Here is a 21,190-nt window from a genome sequence, read left to right as displayed (position 1 = left end):
CGTGTGGAAGGACCTCACCGACAGCGTGAACCTGATGGCGACCAACCTGACCACGCAGGTGCGCGGCATCATCCGGGTGGTGACCGCCATCGCGAACGGCGACCTCTCGCAGAAGTTCGTGCTCGAGGCCAAGGGCGAGGTGGCCGCGCTGGCCGAGACCATCAACGGCATGACCGACACGCTGCGCACCTTCGGCGACCAGGTGTCGAGCGTGGCCCGCGAGGTGGGCATCGAGGGCAAGCTGGGCGCGCAGGCGCACGTGCCGGGCGCGTCGGGCATCTGGAAGGACCTCACCGACAACGTGAACTTCATGGCCGCGAACCTGACCAAGCAGGTGCGCGGCATCGTGAAGGTCGTGACCGCCATCGCCAACGGCGACCTCTCCCAGAAGTTCATCCTGGAGGCGAAGGGCGAGGTGGCGGCGCTGGCCGAGACCATCAACGGCCTCACCGGCACGCTCGGCATCTTCGCCGACGAGGTGTCGAGCGTGGCCCGCGAGGTGGGCATCGAGGGCAAGCTGGGCGGGCAGGCCAAGGTGCCGGGCGTCTCCGGCATCTGGAAGAACCTCACCGACAACGTGAACCAGCTGGCCGGCTCGCTGTCCGCGCAGGTGCGCGCCATCGCCGAGGTGTCCACCGCGGTGACCAAGGGCGACCTCACCCGCAAGGTGGCGGTGCAGGCGCAGGGCGAGGTGGCCGCGCTGAAGGACAACATCAACCAGATGATCGAGGCGCTGCGCGACACCACCGACAAGAACACCGCGCAGGACTGGCTCAAGACGAACCTGGCCAACTTCTCCAACATGATGCAGGGCCAGCGGAACATCGTCTCGGTGGCGCAGGCCATCATCTCCGAGCTGACGCCGCTGGTGGACGCGCAGCACGGCGCCTTCTTCATGCTGGAGCAGCCGGAGGACGGCGTGCCGGACGAGCCGGTGCTGCGCCTCATCGGCAGCTACGGCTTCGGCGGGCGCCGCAGCCTCTCCAGCACCTACCGCATGAAGGAGACGCTCATCGGCCAGTGCGCCTTCGAGAAGAAGCGCATCATCGTGAGCGACGTGCCGGAGGGCTTCCTCTACATCGCCAGCGGCATGGGCGAGGCGCCGCCGCGCAACCTGCTGGTGCTGCCGGTGCTGTTCGAGGGCGAGATCAAGGCGGTCATCGAGCTCGCCTCCTTCCGCGAGTTCAGCCCGAACCACCTGGCCTTCCTCGACCAGCTCATGGAGAAGGTCGGCGTCATCCTCAACATGATCTCCTCCAGCATGCGCATGGAGGGGCTGCTGCTCGAGCTGAAGCGCTCCAACGCCGAGCTGGAGGCGCAGGCCGCCGAGCTGAACGAGAAGGCGCGCCTGCTCGAGCAGAAGAACTCCGAGGTGGAGCTGGCGAGCCGCAGCCTGGAGGAGAAGGCGGAGCAGCTCCAGCTCATCTCGCGCTACAAGTCCGAGTTCCTCGCCAACATGTCGCACGAGCTGCGCACGCCGCTGAACAGCCTGCTCATCCTGTCCAAGATGCTGGCGGAGAACCGCGACGGGAACCTCACCGTGGAGCAGGTGAAGTTCGCGAGCACCGTCTACACCTCCGGCCACGAGCTGCTCGGGCTCATCAACGAGATCCTCGACCTCTCCAAGATCGAGGCCGGCAAGATGCCCATCGAGCCGCGCGACACGCGCCTCGAGTCGGTGCGCGACGACCTGGAGCAGACCTTCCGCCACGTCGCCGAGCACAAGGGGCTCGGGTTCCAGGTGCGCATGGCGCCGGAGCTCCCGGAGCGGATCCACACCGACCCCACCCGCCTCCTGCAGATCCTGAAGAACCTCATCTCGAACGCGTTCAAGTTCACCGAGCGCGGCGAGGTCGTCCTCGACGTGGGCCCGGCCGCCGGCGGCGCGCTCGCGTTCGCGGTGCGCGACACCGGCATCGGGATCGCGGCCGACAAGCAGAAGCTGATCTTCGAGGCGTTCCAGCAGGCGGACGGGACCACCAGCCGCAAGTACGGCGGCACCGGCCTCGGGCTCACCATCTCCCGCGAGATCGCGCGCCTGCTGGGCGGGTCGATCGAGGTGGAGAGCGCGCCCGGGCGCGGGAGCGTGTTCACGCTGGTGCTGCCGGCGCGCTGGGCCGGGGCGGAGACCGGCCACGACCCGGCCATGGCGCTCGCGGCGGAGCGGCCCGAGGACTACCCGGAGCTGCCGGCCGGCGTGGACTTCTCCGGCCGCACCGTCCTCCTCGCCGACGACGACATGCGCAACCTGTTCGCGATCCACAGCGTGCTCGAGACCGCGCACGTGAAGGTGATCCACGCGCAGAACGGGCGCGAGGCGCTGCAGGTGCTGGAGGCCTCGCCGCAGGTGGACCTGGTGCTGATGGACACGATGATGCCGGAGATGGACGGCCTCTCCGCCATCCGCGCCATCCGCGCGCAGCCGCGCTACCGCGCGCTCCCCATCGTGTCGCTCACCGCCAAGGCCATGAAGGGCGACCGCGACGACGCGCTCGCCGCCGGCGCCACCGACTACGTGGCGAAGCCGGTGGACCCGCAGCGGCTGCTCGCCGTGATCGGCCGCTGGCTGGGCGAGCCCGACGCGCGCATGGGCGGCGCGGTGAACGGCGCGGCGAACGGCGCCGCGCGGTAGGCCGGGCGGGCGCGCGGGCCCGGGCGGTTGCTTCGCTCGCCACGATCGGTAGAGTGGCGGGACCGTGATCCGCCCGATCCTCCACCGCGCACGCCGCGCGCCCGACACGGCCTGCCCGGCGCATCGCGCCGCGGCCCGCTCCGCGCGCTAGCGGGCGGCTCGCGGCGCGCTCCCCCATCCCAGCTCCGTCCCCGCGGCCCGGCCGCGCGCGGCCCCGTGCCGCGGCGCGGCCGCGCGCCGTCGTCCCGTCCCTCGCCTGGAAGGAGGTGCTTCCTTGAATCGTTCCCTCGGTCCCCACGGCACCGCGCTGCTCGTCGGCGCCGCCGGCGGCGTCGCGCGCGCCCTGCTCTCCGTGCTCGCCTCGACGCCGCTCGGCCGCGCGCTCGCCGCGCGCCTCGACGCGCTGCTGCTCGTGGACGCCCGGCCGCTCCCGCCCGGCCCGCTGCCGCCGGTCGCGCAGCCGCTCCCGCCCGCCGCGATCCGGAACGCCGACGACCTGGCGCGCCTGGTGCGCGACCACGGCGTGGACCAGGTGGTGGACCTGTCCTCGCTCGACACGATGGACGCCATCCGCGCCTGCGACGCCACCGGCGCGAGCTACCTCGACACCAGCCTCGAGCACTGGCCCGGACAGGCGCCCGGCGCCTGGGAGTCGCTCGTGCTGCGCGCGATGCCGCCGGCGCGCCCGGCGCTGCGGCGCGGGAGCTTCCTGGTGGGCAGCGGCATGAACCCGGGGGTGGTGAACGCGCTCGTGTTCGCGGGGATCGAGGCGTTCGCGCGCCGGGCCGGGGTCGCGCCCACGCCCGAGGAGCTGCGCCTGCACGCCGTGCTGTTCACCGAGGAGGACACCACCGTGGAGGCGATGGGCGCGCCGCCCCCGGGGGCGTTCCCCATGACCTGGAGCCCGCTGCACTGCCTGGAGGAGCTGCTCCTCGACGACGCGATCGCGGTCCGGCGCGGGGAGCTCGTCCGCCTCGGCCACCGGCCCTGCGACGCCTGGTACCGCGCCCGCTGCGGGGACCGGGTGGTGGAGGGGTTCGTGGTCCCGCACGAGGAGGTGCTCACGCTGGCGGAGCGCCTGCCCGGGCAGGAGCTGGCGTTCGTGTACCGGCTGCCGCCCGCCGCCCGCGCGGCGCTCGCCACCGCACCGCAGCGCGTCCGCCCGGCCGCCTGGCCGCTCCACCGGATGTACCCGCCGCACCGCACCGCGCTCCGCGGCCGCGACCGCGTGGGCGTGCTCCTCTGCAGCCTGCGCTTCGGCGAGCTCTGGATCGGCTACGACGTGGGCGCTGCCGCGGCCGGGCGGCTCGGCACCGGCGCCACCCAGCTCCAGGTCGCCGCCGGCGTGGCGGCGGGCTGGGCGCAGCTCGGGCGGCGCCGCGGGCTCCACTTCGTGGAGGACCTCGACTGGCGCGAGCACCTGGCGCGGGTGGACGCGCTGCTGGGCCGGGCCCTCGTGGTCCACGACCCGCACGCGCCGCCGCGGACGCTCGCGGAGCGGCGCGTGGGCGCGGCACCGGCCGAGGTGGCGGCGCTCCCCGCCTGAGGGCGCGAGGGGTGGGACCGGCGGCCGCGGCGCGCCTGCGGCCTCCGGCCCCGCCGCGTGCGGTTGACTTCCCGGCGCGCGTGGCCGACAACGGGATCGTCGTGATCGGAACCCTCGCCCAGCGCTCCTCCGCCCGCCTCGCGGCGTCACCGGCCCTCCCGCCGGCGGCGGCCGCGTGCGCCCCGGCGCCGGCCTGTCTTGGTTCCCGCGTCCTGGCGCGCCGCCCGTAGCGCCGCCGGGACGCATCCCCGCACCCTCAGCCCCGCACCACCCCAGCGTCCACCCGCGCCGGGGGCGCACGCGCATGCGCGCCGCCCGGAGAGAGGAGGCCGACCTCATGAAGCGCGTCACCATCCGGGATCTGCACTGGCTCATCGGGCCGCAGGAGCCCCCTTGCCTCTCCGTGTACCTCACGCTCGACGCCGAATGGCCGGGCGGGCCGGAGGACTGCCGCCGCCTGAACGCGCTGCTCGAGGAGGCGGGGCGGCGCCTCTCGGCGTCGCACCCGCGCGACGAGGTGAACGCGCTCCTGAAGCCGATGGTGCGCGCGCTCGAGCGCGGCTGGCCCCCGCGCGCCCGCGCGCTGGCGCTGCTGCGCTCGCACGAGGTCAACCTCGCGTTCGAGCTGCCGTTCGAGGTGCCGGCGCTGGCGATCGTGGCGGACGCGTTCCACACCAAGCCGCTCCTGCGCGACGCGGACCGCAGCCGCTTCTTCGTGCTGCGGCTCCTCGGCGGCGGCGGGGCCGAGCTGCTGGAGGGCACGCCCGAGGCGCTCGCCGAGGTGGAGCCGTCTCGCACGCCGCGCGCGCTGCGCGCCGCGCTCGCGGGGGAGGTGCGCGAGGGCGACGTGGCCGGCCGGCCGCTCCGGCTGGTGACCGGGGCCGGGCGCGAGGGGGAGGCGCGCCTGCGGCGCCGCTTCCGCGCGCTCGACGACGCGCTCTGCGCGTTCCTCGACGACCGCGGCACGCCGCTCGTGCTGGCCGGGGTGGCGGAGCACCACGCGCCGTTCCGCGCGGTGAGCGCCTACCCGCACCTGCTCGACGACGGGATCGAGGAGGAGGTGGCCGATCTCGAGGCGCTGCACGCCCGCGCGTGGAACGTGGTGCGCGCGCACCACGAGGAGGTGGAGCAGCTCGCCGCCTCGCAGTTCGTGAGCGCATCGCTCCGCGGCGAGGCGAGCGATCGCCTGGACGAGATCGCCGCGGCCGCCGCCGACGGGCGCGTGGGGCTGCTCCTCCACCGCGAGGGCGCCCACGTGCCGGGCCGGGTGGACCCGCGCAGCGGCGCCTGCGCGCTGGCGCCCGGGCGCGAGGCGCGGGCCGGCGCCGACGTCATCGACGCGCTCTGCGACCTCACGCTGCTGCGCGGCGGCGACGTGGTCGAGGTGCACCCGAGCCGCATGCCCAGCGACTCGCCCATCGCCGCGGTGTTCTGGAGCTGAGCCGATCGTTTCCACCCACCCCGAGCGGACGGGAGGTGCACATGTTCACGGAGCTGCGGCTCGAGCGGAGGCTCGCGCTGCTCGACCTCGAGGAGCGCAGGCTGGTCACCCGCGCGTCGCTGGGTGCGGCCGCCGCGGTGGCGCTCGCCCTCGCCGGCGTGGTGGGGGCGGCCCGGCTGGGCACGTCCGGCGCGACGGCCCTCGCGCAGGCGCTCGCCACCGCGCCGCTTCCCGTGGCCGTGGTGGTGGGCGCCTGGGCCTACGGCCAGCGCCGCCGCGCGGGCGACCTCCGCGAGCGCCGGGCCGAGGTGCGCACGGCGCTGGAGACCGCCCCGGACCACGAGCTGCTCGACGATCCGGGCGCGGCCGGGCGGGTCTCGCCGGCCGACCTCATCGCCATCGAGCGGCTGATGCGCACGTTCTACGACGCGGCCTCCGGCGCGCCCTCGGAGAAGCGGTGGGGCCGGTTCACCGCGCTGTTCGCCCCGGGCGCGCGCGTGGAGACCGGGCGCGGCGGGCCGTCCGACCCGGGCCTGCCGGTGGACCGCTACGTGGCGCTGGCGCGGCTGGAGGGGCGCGACGTGTGGCTCCGCGAGGTGGAGCGGACGCTGCACCTGCTCGGCGACGTCGGGGTTGCGGTGAGCGCGTTCGAGGCGCACGAGCCGGACGCGCCGGCGCCCGCGCGCGGGGTGAACGTGCTGCGGCTGCGCAGGGCGCGCGGCGCGTGGGAGGTGGAGGGGGTCACCTCGCGGCCGCTGGAGCGCGCCGTCACGCTCCGGCGCACGCTGGCGCCGTCCTCCGGCCCGCGGCCGCCGCCGCGCGCCGCCTGAGTCACGAGACGGACGGCGGAGGGGGCGTCAGGTGACGGACGCAGGGTGGGGCGTCAGGTGACGCCCCACGGCGCGGAGAGCCCGTCGGTGGCCTCCAGCCAGTCCGCCACCCGGTCGGCGGCGCCGGCCACGTCGCCGTCGGTGACGTCCAGCTCGAGCCAGGGCAGCGACGACTCGCGCACCAGGCGGCGGAACAGGTCCTGCTCGCGCACGAACGCGTCGAGGTCGTCGTACTGCGAGGGCTTGCCGGAGATCTTCAGCCGCTCGGCGCGGGCGGCAGCGAAGGTCTCCGGCCGGCGCATGCACAGCACGTGGCGGAAGCCGAGCACGCGCAGGCGCGGGTCGAGCCAGGAGAAGTCCGGGTCGCGGCGGCCGGCCTGGAGCTGGTACGCGCGGGTGGAGACGTGGAACCGGTCCACGATCCACGAGTAGTAGCGGTTCAGCTCGAACAGGCGGGCCCAGGTGGCGTACGTCTCCATCGCCTGGGCCTCCTCCTCCGGCGCGTAGTTGATGGGCCCGCGCCCCCAGGGCACGTCGGTGAACGCGCACCACTCCGCAGACACGAGCGGCGAGTGGTACCGGTACTTGCGCGGCCCCACGATGCGCGGGTGCTCGTTGAGCGCGAACGCGAGGTCGGTCTTGTGCGTGAGGCGGGTGCCCTCGAGGATGATCTTCGGCGTGAGCTTCGGGCCCATGCGGCCTCCTTTGCGGCGCCGAGGATAGCGCCGTCCTCGCCCGCGCCCTGCCGCCGCGTGGGGCGTCCGCCGCGCTCTGCCCCGCCGGCGGGGGCGCGGGGCGCCCCGCCCCCCCGGCGCGCCTGCGCCCTTTTCGACCGCAGGTGATCGCCGCGCGGCGCGCTAGAGTCTCGGCTCCGGCGCCCTGGCGCGCCCCCGGAGGCCGCATGACCCTGCCCCGCCGCCCCGCCGCGCTCCTCGCCGCCGCCCTCGCCGCGCTCGCCTGCGCGCACGCGCCCGCCGGCCCACCGGCCGCCGGCGCGCGCGCCGCCGCCGCCCCGGCGGCGCCCTGGTGGAAGGGCGCGGTCTTCTACGAGGTGTTCGTGCGCAGCTTCGCGGACTCCGACGGCGACGGGAAGGGCGACCTCCGCGGCCTCACCGCCCGGCTCGACTACCTGAACGACGGCGACCCGGCCACCACCACCGACCTGGGCGTGGACGCGATCTGGCTCATGCCCGTGTTCGCCTCGCCGAGCTACCACGGCTACGACGTCACCGATTACCTGAAGGTCAACCCCGACTACGGCACCGAGGCCGACCTCGACCGGCTCGTCGCCGAGGCGCACCGGCGCGGCGTCCGCGTGATCCTCGACCTCGTCCTCAACCACACCTCCGACCAGCACCCCTGGTTCCGCGAGTCGGCGTCGTCGCGCACCTCGCCGCGCCGCGACTGGTACGTGTGGCGCCAGGACGATCCGGGCTGGACGCAGCCCTGGAACACGTCGCAGACCACCTGGTACCGCCGCGGCGGCGAGTGGTACTACGCGATCTTCTGGAGCGGGATGCCGGACCTGAACTACCGGAACCCGGCGGTGCGCGAGGAGGCGAAGCGGATCGCGGCGCACTGGCTGGCGAAGGGCGTGGACGGGTTCCGCCTCGACGCCATCCGCCACCTCATCGAGACCGGGCCGGGCGCGGGCCAGTCCGGCTCGCCGGAGAACCACGTCTTCCTGCGCGAGTTCGCCGCGGCGGTGCGGGCCGCGAAGCCGGACGCGGTGCTGGTGGGCGAGGTCTGGTCGGAGACCGACGACATCGCCCGGTACTACGGGGACGGCAAGGACGAGCTGCAGCTGCTGTTCGACTTCCCGCTCGCGAAGGCGATCGTGGAGGGCGTGGACGCGGGCGACGGCGGCTTCACCGCGCACGTGCTCCGCGAGATCGCCGCGGCCTACCCGCCCGGCGCGGTGGACGCGCCGTTCCTCACCAACCACGACCAGTTCCGGGTGGCGACGCAGCTCGCGAACGACGCCGGGAAGCTGCGGCTCGCGGCGGCCATCCTGCTCACGCTGCCGGGCGCGCCGTTCGTCTACTACGGCGAGGAGCTGGGGATGCAGAACGGGCCCGGCCGCGAGGACGAGTGGAAGCGGACGCCCATGCCCTGGGACCGGTCGGAGCACGGCGGCTTCACGACGTGTGACCCGTGGATGCCGCTCGCGCCGGGGCACGAGGCCGCCAACGTGGCCGCGGAGTCGGGCGACCCCGGGTCGCTGCTGTGGCGGTACCGGGCGCTGGTGCGGGCGCGGAAGGGCTCCGCGGCGCTCGCGCGCGGGGATGCGGCTCCGCTGTCCACCCCCGGCGCCGCGCTCGCGTACCTGCGGCGCGGCGAGGGGGAGACGGTGCTGGTGGTGCACAACATGGGCGCCGGGCCGCTCGAGCTCGGCGGGCTGGAGGCGCCGGGGGCGGTTGCCGAGCCGGTGTTCGTGGACGCGGGCGCGGCGCTGGTGCGGGAGGCGGCCGGGTGGCGGGTGACGCTGCCGGCGCGCGGGAGCGGGGCGTGGAGGGTGCGGTAGGGGGGGCTGGCTCTGCGAGAGCGGCGGGCTTGGAAGAGGGGCTGGAGGTCGGGCAGCGGGCTTGCGGGGCGGGCCTCGCTGGCCGGGACCGGCGACGCGGAATCGGCTTGCGAGAAGCCTGAGGGGGAGGCGGGCTGACTTCCGCTCGCCGCCGCAGAGCTTCTCCGCTCATGGTGAGCTCCGTCGAACCATGAGCGGGATGCCGGGACCGCCGTCACGGTGAGTGACTGCTTGCGGCCCATCGGGAACCTTCCTCGCGCTTGACGCAGTTTCACACCCTGAGAACTCGCGCGGCGAGGCCGCGCCGGGAAGGGCGCCCTGGCGTCGCTGCTGCGGGTTTGGCGTGCGCGCCGACCGTGCGGGCCTGTCGGCGGAGGCGCCCTCGCGTTCTCGCTCCTGAAGCCGCATGCGTGCGTCCGGGGAGGGCTCGGAAGCGCGTGAGACAGTGCCCACATGGACACTGTGCGTGAACTCTCGGATCGGCTCGTCACCCTCCTCCGCCGCGAGCGCGCGGCGCTGGCGGAGTTCCTGATCGCGCTCGCCGGCTTCGACGCGCGGCGCGCGTGGGCAGACCTGGGGTACGCCTCGCTCTTCCACTACCTGCACCGCGAGCTTCGGCTCTCCAAGGGCTCGGCGCAGTACCGCAAGGTGGCGGCGGAGCTCATCCAGGCGGTCCCGGCCGTGGTCGAGCCGCTGCGGGACGGGCGGCTCTGCTTCACGACGGTCATCGAGGTGGCGCGGGTGGTGAACCCCGTGAACTGGCGGGAGGTGCTGCCGAGGTTCTACGGGCTGTCCCGCCATGAGGCGGCGGAGGTGGTCGCGGCGCTGCAGCCGCATCCGGCGCCGCCGGTGCGGACGGTGCTCACGGCGGTCCCCCGGCCGCCGGCTGGTTCAACTGTTGAACTGACCATCCCTGCCGTGACGCCTGGTTCAACTGTTGAACTTGTGATCCCGCGGAGGACATCTGGTTCAACTGTTGAACCGGCCCCTGTGGCGCCCCCGTCTCGGATCGCGCAGCTCACGCCGCTCACGGCGACGCTTCAGCGGCTTCATGTCACGGTAAGTGAGCGTTTCGCCCGCAAGCTGGAGCGGCTCCGCGATCTCCGTCCGGACCTCTCGGACGACGCGCTCCTCGAGGCGGCGGTGGACCTGCTGCTGGCGAAGGCGGAGAAGCGAAAGAGCGGGCGTTCGGACCGGCCGCTGGCCGCGGCCCGGCCCTCCCGCGATCCGGACCGCATCCCGGCCCACGTCCGCCGCGAGGTCTGGGAGCGGGACGGCGGGCGGTGCACCTTCCTCCTCCCCTCCGGCGAGCCGTGTGGCTCCACGTACCAGCTCGAGCTCGACCACGTCGTGCCGCGGGCCCGCGGCGGCGCCTCCACGGTCGAGAACCTCCGCATCCGCTGCAGGGGCCACAACCTCGAGGAGGCGCGGCGGGTGTTCGGTGACCAGCTGATGGACGCGTACGCGGGGAGACGCTGCGGCGGCTCGGCCTGAGGCGCCCGCCCGGGTGGACACCCGCGGGCCCGCGTGCTGTCATGCGCGCCGCCATGGGTGGCATGGGCCGCACCGAGCTGTTCCTCGTCGTCCTGCTCGCGCTCGCCGTCGTCGGCGTGGCGTGGTTCCTGCGCACGGGCGCCTGGAAGCGCGGGCGCATCGGGATCGTGGCGGCCGCTGTGTTGGTGGGGCTGCTGCTGCTCACCCGGCGCGTGGGGTGGGGCGAGCTGGCGGTCGTGCTGGTGCTGGCGGGGATCCCGTTCTTCCTGCTCGCGCCGCGGCGGCGCTGAGGCCGGCGAGCGCTAGCGCCCCGTGCACGTGCCGGAGGGAGCCGCGAGCATCATCAGCTTGCCGGAGAGCCGGTCCACGAACATCTGGTAACCGCCGGAGCAGCCGGGCGAGTACTCGAGGTACACGCCGGGGGACTGCGGCGAACAGGTCGCGTCGGCCTGCACGCCGTACTGCAGCACGAAGGTGTCGCCGTTCGCGAGCGGGACCGCGGTCTCGGCCAGCACCTCGAACGCCTCGGGGTCCTCGCACGGGGTCCAGCGGTACTGGGCGGCGAACTGCTCACGGTCGACCAGGGACCAGGAATCGAGCCACAGGTAGCGCTCGGACATCGGCGGCCCGGCGACGCGCTCATCGAAGGCCACGATCTCCGCACGGCCCTCCGCGCCGAGATCGGCGAAGTACGCGTCGAGCCAGGTCGTTCCCGAGCTGCCCTCCTGCAGCGTGCGCACCAGGATCGAGATCCCCTGGTAGTTGTGGCTCATGGCCGGAACGGGACCCGAGCCGAGCGACCAGTGCACGGTCCTCGCCCCGGACGCGTCCGTGTCCACGCTCACCACGGCGTTCATCCACAGCTCGATCGAGTCCCTACCGGGATCCGCGACGTCCACCGGCTCGGGCTCGAGGCCAAGGGTGATGACGCGGTGGGTCCGCAGCACGGTGCCCGTGACGCGCTCGAGGCCGGTCGCCGGGTCCACGGCGCCCACGCGCGCCACCTGCTCGCCGCCGTCCGCGGACCGGATCACGGCGCGGACGTTCGTCCCCTCGCTCGTGTCGGAGTAGCGGTCCAGCAGGGGGATCCAGGCGTGCCCGGTGACGAAGAAGCTCTTCGCGCCGAACGGCCGGTAGGCGACGTCGGTGACCACGTACGGCAGGACCACCTCCTGCGTGTCCACGACCTCCCACTCGGCGCAGCCGCAGGAGCCACCGGTGCGCGCGGCCCGGAGACAGCCGGCGGGGACCGCGCAGTCGCCCGTGCTGCAACCGGAGAGGCCGATGGCGGCGGCGGCGAGGAGGGCGAGGACGGAGAGTGCACGCATCGGAAGGCGCCTTTCGCGGGAAGCCCGGCGCCCACCGTACGCCATCACACCCTCCGTGAGAACACGGAAAGAGAAACGGCCGGGTCGCCCCGGCCGTTCCCATGCGCCTGCGTCGATCCGCCGCGCGGCTACTTCTTCATCGCCTTCTCGGCGTCCGCCTTGGACAGGTAGACCTTGCAGTCGCCCGAGACGACCCAGGCCTCCTTGGAGTCCTTGATCATCCAGAACATGTCCTTGTTGCACTGATCCTTCTTGTCGCCCTTGTGGATGATGTAGTTCACCCGGCCGTTCTCGAACTCGCTCGCCGGGATCGTCCAGAAGATGCCGAAGTCGTCCTTGCCGCTCGGCTGCATGGGCTTGAACCAGGTCACGCCCTTCAGCGGACGGTCCGACATCTGCTTCGCCGCCCACTCGTCCGACGCCTCGGACTTCGCCTGGAAGCTCTCCCAGCTGTGGAGCGCCCAGCCGTCGTAGCTGCCGTCCGCGCGGTGGTAGTGGAGCGTGACGTTGTCACCCGCGGCCGCCGCCTTCTCCTCGGCCGCCGCCGGCCCCGCGAACCCCATCACGGCGGCGATCAGGCCGGCCGCGAGCACCTCGAAGATACGCTTCATGACGGTTCCCTCCTGCACTCACTGTAATCCGCGAAGCCGGTGAGGCCGGGGGAACCTGCCCCCCGGCCCCGCCGGTGATGCGCTGCCGCTAGAACCAGGTCTCGACCTGGGCGCCGAACGTGACGCCGTGCTTCTTGTCGCCGAACACGGCCGACGGGCCGTTGCCGTTCGGGCCGGAGTAGTACACGGCGTTCCAGCTCTGCAGGAACCCGGCCTCGGCGGTGTTCCAGTTCGCGTACGTCACGAAGAGCCGGAGCTCCGGACGGACGAAGAACGCGCCGCCCGGCCCGGGGGCCGGCGAGATGGTCGGGGCGAAGGACGCGGTGAAGAGCGTCGCGTCGTCCTTCGGCGGGTCCTTCGGCTTGAAGGACTGGTAGCCGACCTCGGCCTGCAGCTTGAAGTAGTCGTTCACGTGGTAGACCGGGCGCGCGCCCAGCGACCAGGTCTTGAAGCTGTTCCACGGGCCGTCGCCGCCGTACTGGTGCGTGACGTCCTCGTAGACGAACGCGAGCATGCCGGAGAACAGCGAGTTCGGCTGCACCACCATCTGCTCCACGATGCGCCAGCGCTCCGCCTTGTCGCTGTTCTGCGGCTCGGGGTAGCCGGTCATCGGCGCGATGGTGCCGGTGGCGTACTGGAAGGCCAGCTTGTTGAAGCCGCCCAGCAGGCCGGGCTGCACGTGCTGCAGGGTGAACATCGGGCTCACCTTCTGCACGTCGGCGCCGCGCGGGCTGCCGCTGTTGATGGCGAGCTCGGCGCCCAGCTCGAGGTTGCCGCCGAAGAAGAACGGGATCGAGTAGATGCGCAGGTCGGGGCGCCAGATGGCGGTCTTGTCGCTGCGGTCGTAGCCGAGGCCCCAGCCGCCCTTGTTCTGCAGCACCGCGAAGGCGACCTTGGCGAAGCCGGCCAGGTCCACGTCCTCGATGCCGGCGCCCTGGCCCGAGGCGTCCCAGTAGAAGAAGTCGAGGATGTGGAGGTCGTTGCGGCGGTAGTACCGGTTGCCGACCCACACCGCCGCGCCGCCCATGAAGGGCAGGTTCTTCGCGATGATGTAGTTCTGCCGCAGCGCGAACTCGTTGATGGCGGTGTTGCCGCCGCTGTTGTTGTTGAGCGGCTCCGCGTTGCGGAGGCCGCCGGTCTTGTAGTGCAGCATGCCGACGTAGTCGAACTGCACGCCGCTGCGATCCCGGTACAGCGTCTGGCCGAACTCGAGCTCGGCGTAGGTCTCGCACTCGTTGCCGAGGCGGAACTTGTAGCCGACCGGCGCGGTCAGGAAGCAGACCTGGTTGCCGCCGTCCTCGTTGCCGCCGATGCCGGTGCGCAGGTACCCGTGAAGCTCGACCGCCTGCGCCGGGATCGCCGTGAAGGCGATCGCCGCCGCGAGGATGCCGACCAACGTCTTTCTGGCGTTCATGTGATCTCCCTGGTGATGCTCCCGTGCTGCTCCAGCGGGCCGTGCCGGCCCCGCCCTCCTCCCACTCTCGTTCGCCGTCCCTCCCCCGCTACTTGCGGACCATCTTCAGCGTGGCCGGCTTCTTGACGGTGCCGTCCGGGTTGCACTCGTAGGCGAGCATCTCGTGCTGCGCCGCGATCTCCGACTTGTCGCCCACCGCCTTGCCCGCGAGCACGTCCATCACGTGCGGATCGCAGTCGGTGTCGGTGCCGCCGCCGAAGCGGTGCTGGCCCTCGTACTCGTTCACCTTGCGGGTGAGCAGGTCGGTCTTGTCCGGGAAGCCCTCGTTCGACTGCATCAGGACCTGGTAGCCCCACTTCGCGATGGAGCCCTCGCCCAGGTCCTTCTTGCTCACCGTGCCGGTGATGGTGCGGCCCTTCCCGACGGTCTCGTCGGGCACCACGATGGCGGCGAGCAGGTCGGCCGCCTTCTGCTTCGCCTCGGAGCGCACGCGGCCGGCCGGCTGCGGCGAGAGGATCACCACCTTGTTCCAGGCGGAGTCCTTGGCGAACTCGACGTTGGTGCCGGGCAGCCCCCTGGTGAAGCTCGGGCCCTTGCCGGTCTGGATGTGGACGAACGCCATCTGCACCGAGAAGTTCGCCGGCGCCGGCATCCCCCACGGATCCTCGAGGTCGGAGTTGACCGTGATCTCGAAGGTGACCTTGTCGCCCTTCTCGGTGACCTTGAGCTGCGTGAGGTCGAACGAGCCGGCCTTGTACACGGGGTCGGTCGGGTAGACGTACTTGCCGGGCCCGTTGTCGTCGCCGACCGGGTCCTTGAACACGACCTCCTGCGCCGCGGCGGTGGTGGCCGCGAGGGCGGCGAGCGCTGCCAGGACGAGACGGTGAATCATGGTTCGACTCCTCCGAGTGCCGCGGGTCGCGGCGTGGTTCAGCCCTTCACGCTGCCGGCGGTGAGGCCGGACACGAGGTACTTCTGGAGGTACAGGAACAGCACCACGACCGGGATCGACACGATGATCGAGCCGGCCGCGAAGTACCCCCACTGCTGCGAGAACCCGCCGACGAAGAAGCGCAGGCCGACGGGGGCCGTGTACATCTCCTCCTTGTCCATGAACGTCGCGGCGAGGATGAACTCGTTCCACGCGGTCATGAACGAGAACAGCGCGGTGATGGCGATGGCCGGCTTCGCGAGCGGCACCACCACGGTCCAGAACACGCGCGCGGGGCCGGCGCCCTCGATGATGGCCGCCTCCTCCAGCTCGCGCGGGATGGTGTCGAAGTAGCCCTTCAGCATCCACACGCAGAACGGGATGGCGGTGGTGGCGTACATGAGCACCAGCCCGGTGCGCGTCGAGCCGAGCCCCAGCCACGTCACGATGATGATGTAGAGCGGGATGAGCATCAGCGTGCCGGGGAACATCTGCGACACGAGGAATGACATCATCCCGGCGCGCCGCCCGGGGAAGCGGAAGCGCGAGAACGCGTACGCGGCGGTGGACGCCAGGAACACCCCGAGCACGGTGGTCGCGGCCGACACGATCACGCTGTTCAGCATCCAGCGCCCGAACGGCTGGTCGCGGAACACCGCCGTGAAGTTCGCCGCGCTGAAGCGCTCGGGCCAGGGGATCACGGCGCGCAGCAGGTCGAGCTTGCCGGGATCCGCCGGGAGCGAGGCGAGCGCCAGGCTCTGCCCGCCGGAGAGCGCGATGCTGATCACCCAGAGCAGCGGGTACACGGCGACGAGCACCATCACCACCAGCACGGCGTGCAGGATCCAGTGCGGGATCCGCTCCTCGCGGCGCGACGCCATCAGATCCCCTCCGTGGCGCGCGTGACCCGGTTCTGGAACACGCCGTAGGCGAGCAGGATGAGGAAGATGACGGTCGAGTACGCGGCCGCGTAGCCGTAGCGGTACTGCTGGAACGCGTACTTGTACGCCTGGGTGATGAGGATCTCGGTGGTGCCGCTCGGATCGCCGCCCGTGACGAGGAAGATGATGTTGAACATGTTGAAGGTCCACACCACCGAGAGGATCACGGCGGGGACCAGCGCGGGCTTGAGCGACGGGAGCGTGATGGCCTTGAACTGCTGCCACCGCGAGGCGCCGTCCACCCGCGCCGCCTCGTAGAGATCGGCCGGGATCGACTGCAGGGCGCCGAGCGAGACCACCATCATGAACGGGAACGAGAGCCAGCCGTTGGTGGCGAGCGCGGTGAGGTAGGACGTGAACGTCTCGTCGAACCAGGAGAGCGGCTCGAGGCCGAACAGCATCCGCGCGTAGTTCACCACGCCGAACTGCCGGTGGAACATGCCGCGCCAGATGAGCGCGGTGATGTAGTTCGGCATGGCCCAGGGCAGGATCAGGAGCACGCGGTAGATCGGCCGGAACGCCAGCCCCTTGGTGTTGAGGATGAGCGCCAGCACCAGCCCCACGGAGACGCCGATGGAGACGTTCGTGACCGTCCAGATCACGTTGAACGCGAGCGTCCAGTAGAAGGACGGGCTGCCGTCCGGCATGCGGAACGCGAACGTCCGCAGGATCTCGACGTAGTTCTGCAGGCCCACCCAGATCTCGGTGAGCGGCGCGCTGGTGTTGTACAGGGTCTGCCCGGTGAACGAGAGCACCACCCCGTACAGGAACGGGAAGAACACCAGCACCAGCATCCCGAGCATCGCCGGGATGGCGTAGGCGTAGGCCACCCGGTGGCGCACCAGGGCCGCCCGGGCCCGGGCCGCGCCGCCGAGCGCCACGAACAGCACGAGCGCGAGGCCGACCGCCGCGGAGAGCCCGAGCGCGCGGACGCCCTCGCCGCCCCCGCCCGCGAGCCGCAGCGCCCAGGCCGCGAACCCGCCCACCCCGGCCGCGTAGAGCACGAGCGCCGCCGCCAGGGCCGGCCCGCGGCGGGCCGCGGCGCGCCGCAGCGGCAGGAGCGCGAGCAGCGGCAACGCCACCGCGGCGAGCGCGGCGGGCACCCCGGGCGCGGCCGGCGGGGGCTTCGCGGGCCGGTCCACCTCCACCGCGCCCACCACCGCGCCGTCCTTGCGCACAGGCGCGCCGAGCGCGTAGCGGCCCTCCAGCCGCTCCACCTCCACCTCGGCGCGCGCGAAGCCCTGCTCCGCGTTCTCCAGCACGATGCCGCGGAGGCGCTGCGCCTGGTCGTAGGCCCACTTCTCGTCGCGCAGCAGCCGGCGCGGGGCGGCGCGCTCGCCCACGTCGCGCGGGTCGGTCGAGCCCTCCAGCCGCGCGCCGGACACGATCACCAGGCGCCCCACCGTGCCGGCCGGCTGGTCCGCCTGCCAGGCGGAGAGCGCCGCGCGGGCGGCGTCGCCCTCGGCGCCGGCCTGCTCCACCGCCTTCGCGAGCCGCGTGACCGCCCCCACCGCCTCCGCCCTGGCCCGCTCCTCGTACCCGCCGGCCGAGGCCGCGCGCAGCCACGCCCAGGAGAGCGCGACCGCGACGGCGAGGCCGGCGGCGAGGGCCGCGAGCGCGCGGGGCCAGTGGGAGGCGGGGCGCGTCACTTGCTCTTGCGGAGGTTCGCGACGTCGGCCGCGACCTTGGCCTGCGCCTTGGCGAGCGCGCCCTTCGCGTCGCCGCCGCGGGTGATCGAGCCCATGGCGGTCGTGGCGGGCGACCAGACCATGGTCATCTCGGGCAGGTTGGGCATGGGCACCGCCACGTCCACCTGCTTCTTGAACGCGGCCAGCACCGGGTCGGCCGCCACCTTCGGATCCGCGTAGACCTTCGCGTTGGCGGGGCTCTGCCGGCCCTCGAGCGCCATGATCCGCGCCGCGTCCAGGTCGGTGGCGTACTTCACGAAGTCGAAGGCGGCGTCCTTGTTCTTCGAGGGCGCGGCCACGTAGACGCCCTCCACCGTGGTCCACGGGCGCATGGGCTTGCCGCCCGCCTCGGTGAGCGCCGGCAGCGTGGTGACGGCCCAGTCGATGCCCGGCGCGATCTCGCCGAGGAACCAGTTGCCGGAGAACACCATCGCCGCCTTGCCCTCGTTGAACAGGGAGGTGATGAGCGCGGTGGACGGCTCGGCGGGCATGAAGCCCGCCTTGATCCAGGCCTGCAGCAGCTCCGCCGCCTTCACGTTCTCGGACGCGTCGAGCACCGGCTTGCCGGCGTCGAACACGCGGCCGCCGAACGCGTTCTGGAGGGCCGCGTGGTAGTAGTAGTCGGCGTAGGAGTACGCGAGGCCGAAGCGGCCCGCGCCACGCTGCGTGAGCTTCTTCGCGAGCGCCTCCAGCTCCGCGCTGCTCTTCGGCGGCGCCTTCACCAGCTTCTTGTTGTAGACGAGCGCGATGCACTTGTAGTTGAGCGGCAGCCCCCACACGCTGCCGCGGTAGGTCATCGCCTCGAGGGTGGAGGGGATGAAGCGCGCCTTCAGCGCGTCGTCCAGGAAGAAGTCGATGGGCTCGACGGTGTTGCCCGCCTCGATCCAGCCGCCCAGGCGGTCCTGCGCGAAGATGAAGACGTCCGGCCCCTTGCCGCGCGGCACCGCCGCCGAGATCTTGTCGGCGAACGCGTCGTACGGGACCGCCAGCGTGGTCACCTTGTTCGGGTTGCCCGGGCGCGCGTTGTACGCGGCCACCACCTTCTCGAAGGCCGACTTCTCGGCGCCGCGGTAGGCGTGCCACACCACGACCTCCGCCGCCGAGGCGAGGCCGGGGAGCAGCAGGGCGGCGAGCAGGGCGAGCAGCGAGCGGTTCCGCATGGTTCTCCTCCTCGCGCCGCCATCACAGGCGGCGCTGGGTCTCGGCGTCGAACAGGTGAAGGTGGTCCAGCTCGACCTGCACCTCGAGCTGGTCTCCGATGCCCGGGATGGCGTGCGGCGCCTGGCGGAAGACGACCGGGTCCTCGCCGGCGCGGGCGTGCACGATCACCTCGTCCCCGAGGGGCTCGGCGATGTCCACGGTGACCGGGATGCGCGCCGACTCCCCGCGCGGCGCCCGGCCCAGCTCGACCACGTTCTCGGGCCGGATGCCCACCGTCACCGCGGCCCCGTCGCGCGCCGCGGTCGCGGCGCGCAGGGCGGCCGGCACCGGCAGCGAGAAGCCCGCCGCCGCGATGCGCCCGCCGCCGCCCTCCAGCCGCGCCTTGAAGAAGTTCATGGGCGGGCTGCCGATGAAGGCGGCCACGAACAGGTTGGCCGGGCGCTCGTACAGCTCGAGCGGCGCGCCCACCTGCTGGAGCTTGCCGGCGTTGAGCACCGCGATGCGGTTGCCCATGGTCATCGCCTCGACCTGGTCGTGCGTGACGTAGATCGTGGTGACGCCCAGGCGCGCCTGGAGCTTCTTGATCTCCGCGCGCATCTGCACCCGCAGCTTCGCGTCGAGGTTCGAGAGCGGCTCGTCGAACAGGAACACCGACGGCTTGCGCACGATGGCACGGCCCAGCGCGACGCGCTGGCGCTGCCCGCCGGACAGCTCCTTGGGCTTGCGGTGGAGCAGCGCGTCGATGCCGAGCACCTGCGCCGCCTCGGTGACCAGCCGGTCCATCTCGGCCTGCGGCGTCTTGCGGATGCGCAGGCCGAACTCGAGGTTCTCCCGCACGGTCATGTGCGGGTAGAGCGCGTAGCTCTGGAACACCATCGCGATGTCGCGGTCCTTGGGCGGGACGTCGTTCACCACCCGGCCGCCGATGAGGATCTCCCCCCCGGAGACCTCCTCCAGCCCGGCGATCATCCGGAGCGCGGTGGACTTGCCGCAGCCGGACGGGCCGACGAGGACCATGAACTCGCCGTCCTGGATCTCGAGGTCCAGCCCCTCGATGACACGCGTCTCGCCGAACCGCTTCGCGAGATTCCTGAGGACGACCCCCGCCATGCCCCACCTCTCGGCCGCCTCGGCCCAGGCCCGTCCGATGGGCGCCCATGTCTAGACCGCCGCGCTCCGGGTGAGGGTTAGCCAAATGGGGCCTGCGCGCAATGCGGCCAATGTACGCAAACCCCCATTTATGCGGGGTTAGCGACGAATCGCCGCGCCGGGTGCGGGCTTGGCCACCACCACCCGCGCCCCGCGACCCGGCACCTCCAGCCCCATCCCACCGGGGCCGGTCGATATCGCCCCGCCCTCCAGGGCTTCCTCCAGCTCCCGCCCCTCCCAGGCGGGCGGGACCGGAATCCGCAGGGAGAGAGGCGCCTTGCCGCGGTTCACCGCCACCAGCACCGCGTCGTCCCCGTCCCGCCTCAGGAAGACCAGGCCGTCACCGTCGGTCGCGAGCGGCTCGTGGGTACCGCGGGACAGGGCGGGGTGCGCGCGCCGCAGCGCGACGACCCGGCGGTAGAACGCGCGCATTGCCTCGTCGCGCGGCTTTCCGGCGCCGGGGAGCACGTCCATTTGCCCCCATGGCATGTCGGAGCGATTGTCCGGCCACTCGCCGATGGGCCGCGCCACCTCCTCGCCGTAGTAGAGCGTCGGGATCCCCACGGTGGTGAGCTGCAGCAGCGCGGCGAGGCGGAACAGGGCGCGGTCGCCGCCGAGCAGGTGCAGCGCGCCGGGCTGGTCGTGCGAGGAGAGGTAGTGCGCGAGCAGGTGCCCGGGCCGGACCTTGTGGCGCGACGCGAGGTAGCGCTCGTAGGCGACGGTGCGGCCCCGGCCGAGCAGCCAGCCGACGGTCGAGCCCTGGAAGCCGAAGTCGAGCCCGGCGTCGAGCGTGTCGGCGGTGAAGTACGGGTCGAGGGACTCGCGGTCGCCGCCCCACAGCTCGCCGAGCAGGAAGAACCCCGGGACGAGCTCCGCGCGCACCCGGCGCCGGTGCAGCTCCCAGAAGTCCGGCTCGACGTGCTTCACGGTGTCGAGCCGGAAGCCGTCCACGCCCGAGCGCTTCGCCCAGCCGAGCTGGGCGGCGAGCAGGAACTCGCGGACCTCGGGCCGCTCGGTCTTCCAGTCGGGCAGGCCGGCCAGGCAGCTCGTCAGGTCGTCGTCGCCGCAGTCGCCCACCACGTTGTTGCGCAGCCAGGGGCGCGTCCTCGGGTCGCGCAGGTAGGCGGTGTCGTAGCCGGCGTGGTTGTAGACCACGTCGAGCAGCACGCGGATGCCGCGCGCGTGGCAGGCGTTCACGAACGCGGCCAGGTCGGCCTCGCTGCCGAAGCGCGGATCGAGGCGCGACAGGTCGTCCATCCAGTAGCCGTGGTAGGCCCAGTCCGGGAACCCGGCGCCGCTCACGTAGCCGGGGATGTTGCGCACCAGCGGGTTCACCCAGATCGCCGTCACGCCCAGCGCGGCGATCTCGTCGAGGTGCGCGGTGAGGCCCCGCAGGTCGCCGCCGTGGAACGTGCCCTTGCCGGCGAGGTCCACGTCCCGATCGTTGGCGCGGTCGCCGTCGGCGAAGCGATCCACGAGCACGAAGTAGAGGACCTCGTC

General features: G+C 72.7%; 17 protein-coding genes. 7 read left to right on the top strand and 10 right to left on the bottom strand.

Annotated features, from left to right (window positions below):
• The 4 genes from PSR1_RS11775 to PSR1_RS11760 all read left to right on the top strand — a co-directional run.
• Nucleotides 1-2,632: ATP-binding protein (locus PSR1_RS11775; protein WP_152643343.1), on the top strand; the 2,632-nt coding region annotated here is incomplete at its 5' end.
• 274 nt (nt 2,633-2,906) lie between these two features.
• Nucleotides 2,907-4,178 (top strand): homospermidine synthase, encoded by a 1,272-nt coding sequence (locus tag PSR1_RS11770; protein ID WP_059437764.1) that lies wholly within the window; start codon nt 2,907-2,909, stop codon nt 4,176-4,178.
• Between the two features lie 337 nt (nt 4,179-4,515).
• Nucleotides 4,516-5,619 carry a hypothetical protein gene (locus PSR1_RS11765; RefSeq protein ID WP_059437763.1) on the top strand — a complete coding sequence of 368 codons (1,104 nt, stop codon included), beginning with the start codon at nt 4,516-4,518 and terminating at the stop codon, nt 5,617-5,619.
• Nucleotides 5,620-5,660: 41 nt separating this feature from the next.
• Complete coding sequence (locus PSR1_RS11760) at nt 5,661-6,449, top strand: hypothetical protein (RefSeq protein WP_059437762.1); 789 nt, start codon at nt 5,661-5,663, stop codon at nt 6,447-6,449.
• Nucleotides 6,450-6,502: 53 nt separating this feature from the next.
• Here PSR1_RS11760 and PSR1_RS11755 read toward each other — a convergent pair whose 3' ends face one another.
• A complete protein-coding gene (locus PSR1_RS11755) occupies nt 6,503-7,144 on the bottom strand; it encodes a hypothetical protein (RefSeq protein ID WP_059437761.1) in 642 nt (213 codons plus the stop codon).
• Nucleotides 7,145-7,350: 206 nt separating this feature from the next.
• Here PSR1_RS11755 and PSR1_RS11750 point away from each other — a divergent pair, with 206 nt between their 5' ends.
• From PSR1_RS11750 to PSR1_RS11740, 3 genes are all read left to right on the top strand, one after another.
• Nucleotides 7,351-8,973, top strand: coding sequence for an alpha-amylase family glycosyl hydrolase (locus PSR1_RS11750; protein WP_059437760.1), 1,623 nt, complete (start codon nt 7,351-7,353; stop codon nt 8,971-8,973).
• Between the two features lie 453 nt (nt 8,974-9,426).
• Nucleotides 9,427-10,467: an HNH endonuclease gene (locus PSR1_RS11745; protein WP_059437759.1), complete on the top strand. Its 1,041-nt coding sequence runs from the start codon at nt 9,427-9,429 to the stop codon at nt 10,465-10,467.
• Nucleotides 10,468-10,520: 53 nt separating this feature from the next.
• On the top strand, nt 10,521-10,757 hold the full coding sequence (locus PSR1_RS11740; RefSeq protein ID WP_237757929.1) for a hypothetical protein: 237 nt from the start codon (nt 10,521-10,523) through the stop codon (nt 10,755-10,757).
• Between the two features lie 12 nt (nt 10,758-10,769).
• Here the strand turns inward: PSR1_RS11740 and PSR1_RS11735 are convergent, their stop codons facing one another.
• The 9 genes from PSR1_RS11735 to PSR1_RS11695 all read right to left on the bottom strand — a co-directional run.
• Nucleotides 10,770-11,795: a hypothetical protein gene (locus tag PSR1_RS11735; RefSeq protein WP_059437757.1), complete on the bottom strand. Its 1,026-nt coding sequence runs from the start codon at nt 11,793-11,795 to the stop codon at nt 10,770-10,772.
• A gap of 128 nt (nt 11,796-11,923) precedes the next feature.
• Entirely contained in the window at nt 11,924-12,406 is a 483-nt protein-coding gene (locus PSR1_RS11730) for a pullulanase-associated domain-containing protein (RefSeq protein ID WP_059437756.1), read from the bottom strand.
• A gap of 88 nt (nt 12,407-12,494) precedes the next feature.
• The gene (locus PSR1_RS11725; protein ID WP_059437755.1) at nt 12,495-13,820 is read right to left on the bottom strand and encodes a carbohydrate porin; all 1,326 of its coding nucleotides are present in this window, start codon (nt 13,818-13,820) and stop codon (nt 12,495-12,497) included.
• An 88-nt stretch (nt 13,821-13,908) separates the two neighbouring features.
• Entirely contained in the window at nt 13,909-14,712 is an 804-nt protein-coding gene (locus PSR1_RS11720) for a glucodextranase DOMON-like domain-containing protein (RefSeq protein WP_059437754.1), read from the bottom strand.
• A 38-nt stretch (nt 14,713-14,750) separates the two neighbouring features.
• Entirely contained in the window at nt 14,751-15,632 is an 882-nt protein-coding gene (locus tag PSR1_RS11715) for a sugar ABC transporter permease (RefSeq protein ID WP_059437753.1), read from the bottom strand.
• Complete coding sequence (locus PSR1_RS11710; protein ID WP_059437752.1) at nt 15,632-17,341, bottom strand: carbohydrate ABC transporter permease; 1,710 nt, start codon at nt 17,339-17,341, stop codon at nt 15,632-15,634. Before PSR1_RS11710 ends, PSR1_RS11715 begins: the two co-directional genes overlap by 1 nt.
• Nucleotides 17,338-18,540: an extracellular solute-binding protein gene (locus tag PSR1_RS11705; protein WP_059437751.1), complete on the bottom strand. Its 1,203-nt coding sequence runs from the start codon at nt 18,538-18,540 to the stop codon at nt 17,338-17,340. Before PSR1_RS11705 ends, PSR1_RS11710 begins: the two co-directional genes overlap by 4 nt.
• Before the next feature lie 22 nt (nt 18,541-18,562).
• Nucleotides 18,563-19,651 carry an ABC transporter ATP-binding protein gene (locus PSR1_RS11700; RefSeq protein WP_059437750.1) on the bottom strand — a complete coding sequence of 363 codons (1,089 nt, stop codon included), beginning with the start codon at nt 19,649-19,651 and terminating at the stop codon, nt 18,563-18,565.
• 138 nt (nt 19,652-19,789) lie between these two features.
• On the bottom strand, nt 19,790-21,190 hold a 1,401-nt coding region (locus PSR1_RS11695), incomplete at its 5' end, for an alpha-amylase family glycosyl hydrolase (protein ID WP_059437749.1).

Source organism: Anaeromyxobacter sp. PSR-1, assembly GCF_000964525.1.
In the GTDB taxonomy this organism is placed as follows: domain Bacteria; phylum Myxococcota; class Myxococcia; order Myxococcales; family Anaeromyxobacteraceae; genus Anaeromyxobacter.
Note: the sequence above shows the minus strand (reverse complement) of the source record. Positions and strands in the feature narration are given on the sequence as shown.

Excerpts from the sequence above, each read along its gene's own strand:
- PSR1_RS11765 (WP_059437763.1), top strand. The coding sequence starts at position 4,516 with ATGAAGCGCGTCACCATCCGGGATCTGCACTGGCTCATCGGGCCGCAG.
- PSR1_RS11760 (WP_059437762.1), top strand. The coding sequence starts at position 5,661 with ATGTTCACGGAGCTGCGGCTCGAGCGGAGGCTCGCGCTGCTCGACCTC.
- PSR1_RS11755 (WP_059437761.1), bottom strand. The coding sequence starts at position 7,144 with ATGGGCCCGAAGCTCACGCCGAAGATCATCCTCGAGGGCACCCGCCTC.
- PSR1_RS11750 (WP_059437760.1), top strand. The coding sequence starts at position 7,351 with ATGACCCTGCCCCGCCGCCCCGCCGCGCTCCTCGCCGCCGCCCTCGCC.
- PSR1_RS11745 (WP_059437759.1), top strand. The coding sequence starts at position 9,427 with ATGGACACTGTGCGTGAACTCTCGGATCGGCTCGTCACCCTCCTCCGC.
- PSR1_RS11740 (WP_237757929.1), top strand. The coding sequence starts at position 10,521 with ATGGGTGGCATGGGCCGCACCGAGCTGTTCCTCGTCGTCCTGCTCGCG.
- PSR1_RS11735 (WP_059437757.1), bottom strand. The coding sequence starts at position 11,795 with ATGCGTGCACTCTCCGTCCTCGCCCTCCTCGCCGCCGCCGCCATCGGC.
- PSR1_RS11730 (WP_059437756.1), bottom strand. The coding sequence starts at position 12,406 with ATGAAGCGTATCTTCGAGGTGCTCGCGGCCGGCCTGATCGCCGCCGTG.
- PSR1_RS11725 (WP_059437755.1), bottom strand. The coding sequence starts at position 13,820 with ATGAACGCCAGAAAGACGTTGGTCGGCATCCTCGCGGCGGCGATCGCC.
- PSR1_RS11720 (WP_059437754.1), bottom strand. The coding sequence starts at position 14,712 with ATGATTCACCGTCTCGTCCTGGCAGCGCTCGCCGCCCTCGCGGCCACC.
- PSR1_RS11715 (WP_059437753.1), bottom strand. The coding sequence starts at position 15,632 with ATGGCGTCGCGCCGCGAGGAGCGGATCCCGCACTGGATCCTGCACGCC.
- PSR1_RS11705 (WP_059437751.1), bottom strand. The coding sequence starts at position 18,540 with ATGCGGAACCGCTCGCTGCTCGCCCTGCTCGCCGCCCTGCTGCTCCCC.
- PSR1_RS11700 (WP_059437750.1), bottom strand. The coding sequence starts at position 19,651 with ATGGCGGGGGTCGTCCTCAGGAATCTCGCGAAGCGGTTCGGCGAGACG.